9 protein-coding genes are annotated in these 10,020 nt (G+C 42.3%); 8 read left to right on the top strand and 1 reads right to left on the bottom strand.

All coding sequences use genetic code 11. The features are described from left to right. Nucleotides 1-311 precede the first annotated feature (311 nt). The gene (locus tag GPK49_RS03135; protein ID WP_215676708.1) at nt 312-626 is read right to left on the bottom strand and encodes a hypothetical protein; all 315 of its coding nucleotides are present in this window, start codon (nt 624-626) and stop codon (nt 312-314) included. A gap of 380 nt (nt 627-1,006) precedes the next feature. On the opposite strand from GPK49_RS03135, the gene GPK49_RS03130 reads away from it, so the two are divergent. From GPK49_RS03130 to GPK49_RS03095, 8 genes are all read left to right on the top strand, one after another. Further along, nucleotides 1,007-1,414: a single-stranded DNA-binding protein gene (locus tag GPK49_RS03130; protein ID WP_215676707.1), complete on the top strand. Its 408-nt coding sequence runs from the start codon at nt 1,007-1,009 to the stop codon at nt 1,412-1,414. A gap of 93 nt (nt 1,415-1,507) precedes the next feature. Next, a complete protein-coding gene (locus tag GPK49_RS03125; RefSeq protein WP_215676706.1) occupies nt 1,508-2,269 on the top strand; it encodes a hypothetical protein in 762 nt (253 codons plus the stop codon). Nucleotides 2,270-2,286: 17 nt separating this feature from the next. Then, nucleotides 2,287-4,071, top strand: a complete 1,785-nt coding sequence (locus GPK49_RS03120) for an AAA family ATPase (protein ID WP_215676705.1) — start codon at nt 2,287-2,289, stop codon at nt 4,069-4,071. Between the two features lie 13 nt (nt 4,072-4,084). Continuing rightward, complete coding sequence (locus GPK49_RS03115) at nt 4,085-4,306, top strand: helix-turn-helix transcriptional regulator (RefSeq protein WP_318283826.1); 222 nt, start codon at nt 4,085-4,087, stop codon at nt 4,304-4,306. A 10-nt stretch (nt 4,307-4,316) separates the two neighbouring features. Beyond that, a complete protein-coding gene (locus GPK49_RS03110) occupies nt 4,317-6,377 on the top strand; it encodes a cobaltochelatase CobT-related protein (protein WP_215676703.1) in 2,061 nt (686 codons plus the stop codon). A 7-nt stretch (nt 6,378-6,384) separates the two neighbouring features. After that, nucleotides 6,385-7,035, top strand: coding sequence for a hypothetical protein (locus tag GPK49_RS03105; protein WP_215676702.1), 651 nt, complete (start codon nt 6,385-6,387; stop codon nt 7,033-7,035). 191 nt (nt 7,036-7,226) lie between these two features. Next, on the top strand, nt 7,227-7,997 hold the full coding sequence (locus GPK49_RS03100) for a Cas9 inhibitor AcrIIA9 family protein (RefSeq protein ID WP_215676701.1): 771 nt from the start codon (nt 7,227-7,229) through the stop codon (nt 7,995-7,997). Nucleotides 7,998-8,014: 17 nt separating this feature from the next. Beyond that, a complete protein-coding gene (locus tag GPK49_RS03095; protein ID WP_215676700.1) occupies nt 8,015-9,997 on the top strand; it encodes a PcfJ domain-containing protein in 1,983 nt (660 codons plus the stop codon). Nucleotides 9,998-10,020: the final 23 nt, after the last annotated feature.

Here is a 10,020-nt window from a genome sequence, read left to right as displayed (position 1 = left end):
GCACGATTCGAAACTGGGCACAGGTGTATGGTGAACTGAGTATTATGTACGAAGGCCGCCTTCCGGAGTAACGAATAAACCAGCAAGGGAGACAGGTAGAAAACCGCCTGCTCTTGACATGCCATTCAACAACTGTTATATATAAAATAAGGATGAGAAGCCTGATTTTCAGGCTTACCACCCTCACATATCATAGAAGAATCTTATTTACAGACTTTTTCTCATAGTCTCAACGCTATAGAAATCCTTAAAAAGTAGAGAACTGTGCCGACCTCAAAGTCAAAACATTTAACATGTTGAGGTCGGCATTTTTATTTTTCCCAGTTGATTATCCATGGGGTTAATTCTTGCAAAATAGCCTTTGCTTCCTCGATTGTGTATTGAGGAATATATTCCTGAGGCTTTGTTTTTTCAGCATACATTTGTATAGCAATCTCGTATGAATCTACGTCATTTTTTTGCTTTGCTTTTTTGTATAAGATGGATAATTCATTTGGACGGATTTCATATAAAGGGATTTCATTATTTAATATAGCTAACTGGCGGTCGGTATAAGTATCTCCATACGAACTGACATAATCAGGACTGTCTTTGTTTTTAAATGAAAACCAAGCACTTTTTTTCATAGAATCATCTCCCGCATCTGATATTAATAGTGTATGAAATTTCGGGAAATGATTCAAGCACATCTTATTAGAAAACCAAAGGGAAAGGATTTTTGGTATTACCCCACATTTTCGCTGTCTTTCTGGATTAGCGCTCTTAAAAAAATCCCCACCCCAAATTTCTAATAGCCGTACAAAAAGGTTGAATTGACAATCTAATGGAATTATGCTACTCTTAGTCCATAAGATTGATTTTTACCAAGCATTGATTTTGGTATGTTGTTTAAGGATAAAAAAGCGTTTTTGTTTTTACGTCTAAATGGCGTGAAGCAAAGACGCTTTTTTGTTTTATTCAAATTTATTTTTTTAATGCCCGAACCGGGCGGAAAGGAGTATGTGGTATGATGATTCACATGACAACGGTAGGCGGTGTTACAGCGGATATTGAGGGGAAGGAGAGTGCCAATGGCGCAACATATCTTTCTTTTGATCTTGCAGTAACAAAGGGCTACGGCACAAGCAGGCACACAGTATATTTACAGGTATGGGCCTTTCGTGCGATTGCTGAACGGCTTATAGCAGCAAAGGTCAAGAAAGGGAGTCAGCTTTTGCTTTCCGGTGATCTTGACGTTGTTACATTTGAGCGGAAGGATGGCAGTAAAGGGACGGTAAACAAGGTGATTTTGCAGGATTGGGAGTTTGTAGGCGGAAGTAAAAATAATGAGGATGAAGCTGAGGGAAAGAAATCTCAACCAAAGGCAACGTATCAGGAGCATTACTGCACAGATGATGACGAACTTCCGTTATAAGAAGCAGAAGTGTATAAAAGAGGGATGAATCCAGTGTGAGAGACATAGATTTATCCCTCTTTTTTTATTGCAGACAAGGAAAGGATGAAAAAAATGCGAAAGAATGGAAAAACAAGGGAAACAGTTCTGTCAATGGCAGGTACATTGGCAGCGACAGGCATTGGATGCGCTGTTTTTGTACCGGAACGGTTTCGGGCGCATGCATGGCTGCTGATAATCGGCATTTGTATGGTTTTCCTTTGGGAGCTTTGGAAAGAAAAGCAGACAAGAAGAACGGAACGGGAAAGGGAGAGAACAATGCAGATTGTAGACCTTGAACCGGATTATAAAAATCTTTTTGCACAACAGCTGCAGATGCGCATACAGGAGAAGCTACGGGTGAAATTCCCGGAAGCAACTGTTGCACTAGAAGAAAAGGAAGTTATGTGTATTGCGGAAAGAAAAAAGACGGCTTATATCCCGGTTCAGCAAGCAGGTGAATATTGCCATATCAGTATTGCGCTGAGCGAAATGGGAGAAATTCATATGAACCTGTTTTCCCTTGTAAATTTTGAAAGTATCCAAGGGACAAAAAATCTTATGGAAGATAAGAATCAGGATATAGAACAATGGTTTACACAGAAAGGGCAGCAGCTTTTAACAGAGCTGATTACCAATATGAACAGCAGAGGGTACTCTAGGCTGTCTATCAATGAAAACGGAGATGTAACCGTAAAGGAGAACGGCAGAAATGTGCGGAAGGACCATTTTCGTGAAATTCCGCCAAAAGAGAGTTGGGCAAGACTCAGAGAACTGATGATGGATGAAGATGTACAGGTACAGGTGTCGGGCAGACAGCTGACCTTTGCATGGTAAAGGGAGGAATATATTTTATGGCAGCAAATAAGATTTTTGCATCATGGACTTGGAATCGGAAACTTCCGGCACCCTTTGATGATGTATCTGTGAATGTGAAAAGCAGTACGCATTTATCGACGTATAATACGGAGAGTACCCGTACAGCGTCCCTTCATGCGGCAACCTTATCTGCAATTTTACAGCGGATGGAGTTGCACATTACCCCGGAGGATGAAAATGCCGGAGCAGTCGGAACACAGGGAGATCTGCTGTATACGGTGGAGTATCCGAGTAAGACAGGCGAACTGCATACAGTAGTATTTAACCGCAAAACGGGGAAATTTATTGCAGGGCGTTATGATGACCTTACCCAGCCGCCAAAACTGTATGTCCTGAAGGAAAACGAACAAAGCGGAACGGCATTATTCTTTGCATTACTCGATATTGCACTTGAAGATGAGGAGTTCATGTGGCATTATAACATGCTTCTGGAACAGAAACGAATGGGGTTTCCTGATCTGGCTGCTGCTGCGGAGCACGCCTATATTCTTTGTGATAACCTGTACCGCAGGGTGAAAAAAGCAGATACATTAGGCAGTGCAGGTATTCATGTAGTCACACCGACAACGGGGAATATTCCGAATTTTACAGCGATTAACCTGAATCGTGGGGCATATAACCCGGATACTGTATTATTCGGAAAGTTCAAGGTATTTACTGTAAGCCAAAACGCAGGGAAGAAAAGGAGAATGTCGATTGCACATGAGGACTTTATCGGGAAATATGTGTTAGAAGAACGTGAATTAACGGAAAATGAACAGCAATGTGTGCCGACTCTTCCGGATTGGTATGTTGTACCGGATGAGGTTGTAAGCATCTGTAAGCATGCACAGCAGACCACACGCAGCAGTCGTCCGATGCGGAATTTCCTCCTGCGTGGCAATGCCGGAACAGGCAAAACAGAAGGAGCAAAAGCGATTGCAGCAGGCTTAGGATTGCCTTATTTGCATCTGACCTGCTCTGCTAATACGGAAATCTTCGATATTATGGGGCAGATGATGCCCGTATCGCAGAAACAGAACACTATGGTGGAATACCCGACCTTTGAAGACATCCGCATGGATGCGGCAACGGCGTATTTTAAACTGACGGGTGAATATAACGAAGCGATTACAGAGGATGAAGTATATCATAAGCTGCTTGAGGTGATTGCAGAGGATGCAAGGAAATTCGATGATACCACAAAACAGCAGTTTTCCTATGTGGAATCTCCGTTAGTGCAGGCAATGCGTAAGGGGTATGTTCTGGAATTGCAGGAGCCGACTGTGATTTCAAATCCCGGTGTACTTGTTGGTCTGAACTCTCTTTTAGATACCTGTGGTGCTGTTACATTGCCGACAGGTGAAAGAATCGAGCGTCACCCGGATACGATTGTGATTGTTACAACGAATATCGGCTATGAAGGCTGTCGTTCCTTAAACCAGTCTATTTTATCCAGAATGGATTTAATCATGGATATGGAGGAACCCGATGTAGATACCCTGGTAAAGCGTGTTTCCGGTATTACAGGCTGCAAGGAAAAAGGCAGGCTAAAAATTATGGCGGAGATTGTAACGAGCATACAGCAGAAATGCAGGATGAATATGATTGATGATGGCTGTTGCGGTGTAAGAGAGCTGATCAGCTGGGTGCAGAGCTATATGATCTGCGGCGATCTTATGGAAGCAGCGAGGTATACGATTTTACCCTCTGTATCCGCAGATGCGGAGAATAGAGCAGAAATTATGAGTACCTGCATCGAGCCTGTATTAAATGTATAGGGGGAATGCGGCTGTGTACGAGAATATTGCAGAGAATCTGAGATACCTGCGTGCAAGCAGAGATCTGGTTTATTCCCAAAGGGAGATTGCCAAAAAGCTTCATGTCAGTAAAAGCACCTATGCAAGATATGAAAGAGGTGAATTGATTCCACCGCTCTGGTTTTTACATCAGGTGGCTGTTTTTTATGGGGTATCGGTCGGCGTATTGTTGTCTAAGGAGTTAGGGAAGGAGTGAAAAAAGAGGAATGCGAACATCACATAAGGAAATGCGGCGAAAAATCAATGCAGAGGTATCTAAAATTACGGATGAGGAATTGTTCAGTTCCGCAGCCTTTGCGGCGTATCTGACAGATATTGCAGAGGCAGTAACAAAACGTTATAAGAGAAGGCTGCGCGTGGAAACGATATACGATACGTCTGAGAATGCGATGATTGCCTGTACCAATAACCGTAATATTCTGATTAACACAGGAAACTATATTTCTCAGAGCATGCCTTACAGAAAGCTGAAGGCGGAGAGTATTCTGGGGTTGGTCGGGCATGAAGCTGGACACATGCTTTTTACAAATTTCAGAATTTCGGAAACGTACTTTTCAGAATTATCCTATGGCAGGCTATATCCACAGATGGAGTTATCGGAAGAAGAACAGGAAAGCTTTACAGAAGTAACGGATTATTTTAAGACCGGCACAGAGGCACAGAAACAGGCAATTCTAAAGGCAGCAAAGCTTCTCTTAAATATCCTTGAGGATGCTTATATAGAGGCGAAAATCTGCGACCGGTATACAGGGCGGTTTGCTACGGGTATCCACCTTAATAATATCCGTTTTACGGAAATGATCCCATCTGTTACAGAGCAGTTAACAAATGGCTGCTATCGGTTTTCTGTGTTTTGTAATCTTCTGAATCAGTATTGCCGCAGTGGTGACATCAATAACCGCGATGGGTATACGGGAGAACTGTTAGACCTTTTTTATGATGTACTGCCGCTGGTGGATGATGCGATATACGACGAGGATATGAAACGCAGATGCTACGCAGTCAATCGAATACTGCTTATGGTTTGGGCGTATATCAAGGAAATTGCGGAAAAAGCGGAGGAGGAAGAAAACACGTCTGAAATATTGCAGAAATTAAACAAACAGATTCCGCAAATGGCAGAAGTGCCGAGTTTAAATGGCACACCGATTGTGGCAGGCAGTTCGGTTGATACACAGAAATACATAAGCGGGAGAACGGAGATAGAAGAAAAACTGCGGAAGGCAACAGAGCAGGAATCCGGAAGAATCCCCTGGATGAAAACAGATGATTTTGACGAAGGAGAAGAAGGTGGTGTAGAGCAGAATCTGTCCTATCATGGTGCAGGGTATTCCGCTGCTGGAGATGACATCAGCCGTATTTTAACTGTTGTTGCGAAGGAAAAGGTACAGGAAGAACTGTCATTGGCACTGGCAGAGGAAATGCAGCAGGAGGCAGAGCATATTCGATTGGGAAATGCACATAGCGGTATAAAAATTATCATTAACCGTATGCAGGAGATAGAGGAAAGCTATATACAGCAGTATCAGAGTGTAGCACCGCCCTTGCTTGCAATTTCCAAGCAGATACAGAAACGCCTGCAAAGGGTATTTAAGGATATGTCCTTTACAGAGAAAGAATCCGCCCTTCTGATGGGCAGACGTATAGAACCAAGACTGCTTAAGGATAGAGAAGGCAGGTTTTTCTCTAGAAATCGTCTGCCGAGTGAAAAGAAATCTCTGGCAGTTGCAGTGCTGATGGACGAAAGCGGCTCTATGGCGGATCAGGACAGAGAGACCTATGCCAGAGCGGCAGGTATCATTATTTATGATTTCTGCAAGGCAATGGATGTGCCGATTCTGATTATGGGGCATACGGATGATAGCAATGTTCAGCTATATGCCTATACGGATTTTGATTCCATGGATAAAATGGATCGGTATCGGTTGATGGATCTGTCAGCCAGATATGGGAATCGGGATGGTGCAGCCCTGCGGTATGTTGCGGAGCGTTTATTAAAACAACCCGAGGAAAAGAAGCTGTTGCTGCTGGTATCAGACGGACAGCCGGCCGGTACAGGCGGCTATCTGGGTTCGGCGGCAGAAGCAGATTTAAGAGGGATTAAGAAGGAATATACGAATAAGGGAATACTATTTGTTGCAGCTGCAATCGGGGATGATAAGGAAAACATTGAACGGATTTACGGAGATGCTTTTCTGGATATTTCTGATTTAACAAAGCTGCCTTTTTTATTAGTGAAAAAAATAGAAAAAGAACTGAAAGGATGAAATGAGCATGAGCGAACAGAACTATATTTCAAGACAGATTACAGTATACAAAACAGATAAAAAGCTGATTGAATTCATTGATAAGCTGAAACCTGCACCGACAGATTTCTATGCACATATCCATTCCTTCGGGGATAAGGACGAGGAGGGCGTAAAGCAGACCTCGTGCATCGGTATTGTTCTGCAGGATTACAGCAAGGGTACCGGAAAGCAGACGATCCGTGTGATGGCGAATATTTCACCGGATGAAGCAGAATATATTCTGACACAGCTGCAAAATAAGGTATCAAACTTTGAGCTGAAGCAGGAAAAGATTTTTGGCACGCCGGATAAAGATGGCAGAGCAAGAGTAACGAAGCTGCGTGTCATCCGCGCGGAAACAGGGAAAGATGGGAAGAAAAGAACATATCCATGGTATGTAGAAATCGGAAATGGCACCGGTGTAAAGGTAAAAACAGAGAAAGGCGGTTTTTATATCAAGGGAGATTCTTATAAAGAGGAGGGAAAGGTTTTTATCAATATCAATGATATGGATTTCTTTAAGCTTTTCTTCCGTGTCAGCAGATATATTGCAGCATGGGAACAGACAATTGCACCGCATATTATTATGTCGGGAAAACAGGCGATTGCAGATGCACAGGAAACAGCTGAAAAATGATTTTTTCTGTGGTTGAGGAAAATCATTTTTAGGCTATATTATTTATAGAAGAGATTTCCGATTATAATCCCAATGTGTATTACAGGGACAAGGATAAAATAAGATAATAGAACGGATTACAAGAACAGGAATGATTTAAAACAGATATGTTTTAAATTGTTCCTGCTTTTTTATTTTTAGGAGGAATTGAAATGGATATTTTCAAAAGTATGAATCAAACAAAGGTAGCAGACTTTAGTGTTTTTAAACCGAAGAAAAAGAACCCTGTAACAGCAGAAGAACAGAATGAACAAAATCCTGTTCCCCAAAAAGAAAGTGTTGCGGGCAGAATGACAGAAAAAACAGTATTGCCCATAAAAGAAGAAATTCCTGTAGAACAGGATGAAAAGGGTGATTCCGTACCGGAAGAATCTGTACCAAGGGAGAATGAAAAGGATAACGGAAACATTATCCCCTTTAAACAGCAGGAGAATCAGAGTGAAGAAGCAGCGGTTAAACTGGAGGCTGAGTTGGAAACTGCAAAGAGTAATCTTTTGCCGGTATTTCCCATTGTCAGATATTTGAAAAATAAATGTCAGAATGATGCTACATTCGCCGCATTGGTCAATGATGAGCAGAAAACACTTGCCAAGTGCTTTGCGTATGTAACAAGTGAGGTGAAGAAAGCATTAAACAGCCAGAATGGATGGTTGGATGATAATGAGGTTTATGCTTACGCAGAGACCTATTATATGACGGACGAAGCTACTTTTGAACGATTGGCGGCGGAAAAAGCTGAGGAAGAAAAGAAGCGGCAGGAGGAAGTAGCAAGAAAACAGAAAGAACGGGAAGAAAAACTTAAAAAACTGGAGAAAGAGCGGAAGAAGAAAAATGCCAAGGAAAAAGAAAAAACGGTTATAAAGGAAGAATCGCCCCAGACGGAGAATCCTGAAATACAGAATCAGCTTTGCCTACAGATGTAAAGGAGGTGTTTTTTAAGATGGGAAAGAACAGCTTAAAGAAAGTGTTGCTTCGGAAGATACCGGTACAGTTGGCGACAGAGGCTACCATCAGTCAGGCAAGACGGCATGAAAAAGCATCGTACTATATCAAAGCAGCGGTAAGGATGATAAATCATAAACGAATTCTGGTATTGCAGTTATATAGCAGAAAGGATCTTGTTCTTGGGATAAAAGAACCGAGAATCAGAACCTTCCTGACAAAAACGGATTATATCTCACAGTACTATGAAGAAGGTACTGTGAAATGGCGCACGGGCAGATTAGACTCTCTGCTTGCGTATGATTACTATAGCAAGGAAGAACCTGTTCTTTGTGATACCGCTTCGGAACGAGTGGTGAATGCCTACCTTTCCTATACGGAGGATGAAAGGATAAAGCGAAGTGGGTATGCAAAAATCAGGCAGGCGCAGAACATGATTCTGGAGCAGCGACTTCAAAAGAAGCATGCAATGATTGAGAGACGAATAGATCGGAAAATGCAGGAAGTAAAGCCCTTGCCCAAGGACTTCGATGATTGGATTGATGCGGTTGCGATGGCGCACAGCAGATATATCTATTATCGCTACAGCAGAAAAAAATATATGGACGGCTATTGCACGCATTGCCATCAGGAGGTAAAGGTGCATAAAGTACGGCATCGTGCAAAAGGACACTGCCCGAAATGTGGCGTAAAGGTTATATTTCTTGCAGAGGGAAAAGCAAAACATATTTTTGACCATGGGCAGGTTGCTTATTTCCAGAAAACACCGAAAGGGTTTCTGGTACGGTATTTTTCTGTTTCCAAATCGTATTATGGTGATTACCGTAATCCTAAAATCAGCACGAAGGAGCTGATGCGAGAGTTTTATGAAGATAGCTTGGTTCTTGGCTATGAATATCGGCAGTTTAAACAGACCGGTAAAATCAGATGGTGTGAGGATTGGATGAAATATAGTTTCTTAGACGTAGCGGTCTATACAAAGAATCTGCATGCTGTTCTGAAGAATACGCGGTATCAATATTGTGCATTAAAGGAATTTGCCTCCCGTTGGGACGGGGCCGCAGTGAATCCTTATGGCTATCTGAAGCGGTATCAGAGTATGCCTGAAATCGAATACTTCGTGAAAGCGGGGCTTTATGCAATGGCCTACGAGCTTACAAGCTATTCCAATTATGCATATCGTGTGCAGAGGAATAAGAAGTCCCTTCACGAAATGCTTGGGGTTTCCAAACAGAATTTTCGCTTTATTCAAGCCTGCGATATGTCCTTCTATCAGTTGGATATATATAACAAACTGTGTAAACAGGGTGTGAACCTGAGCATCGGCGAGTTTAAGCGGTTCTATGATACATATAGAGAAAACACGAATGTTATCTTTACACTTTTACAGTATACGACACTGCATAAGGCAGAACGGTACTGTAATGGTTTTATAGACCGACAGTATGACCTTTTAACAATTATGGGCATCTGGAAGGACTATATCTGTTTTTGCCGGGAACTTGGATATGATCTGAAAAATAGCTTTGTCCTGTTCCCGAAAGATTTACTTGTCGCTCATAAATTAGCATATCAGGATGTACTGAATAGACGGGAGCAGGAGCGGAGAAAGAAAATACAGCAGGAAGAAGGCCGAGCAAAGCGATTACTGAAAAAATATCGGAATCTCTATGCCTGGAAAGATAATCGGTTCGCCGTTGTTGTGCCAAAGGATTTACTGGAAATCAAAGAAGAAGGGCACACCCTCCATCACTGTGTTGCAACTTATACCTCCCGTGTGGCAGACGGAACGAGTATTATCCTCTTTGTGCGGGATTTGCAATCGCCGGACAAACCGTTCTATACGATGGAGCTGCAGAAGAATAAAATCATTCAGTGCAGAGGATACAGCAATCATGTTATGACGAGTGAGGTACAGGAGTTTGTGAAACGATACGAAAGCAGAGTTTTGAAGAAAATCAGAGAGAAAAATGCAGCATAAAGGAAGTGAAAACACAATAAATG

This window comes from Clostridium sp. MCC345 (assembly GCF_018785345.1).
Taxonomy (GTDB): Bacteria; Bacillota; Clostridia; order Lachnospirales; family Anaerotignaceae; genus Anaerotignum_A; species Anaerotignum_A faecicola.
Note: the sequence above shows the minus strand (reverse complement) of the source record. Positions and strands in the feature narration are given on the sequence as shown.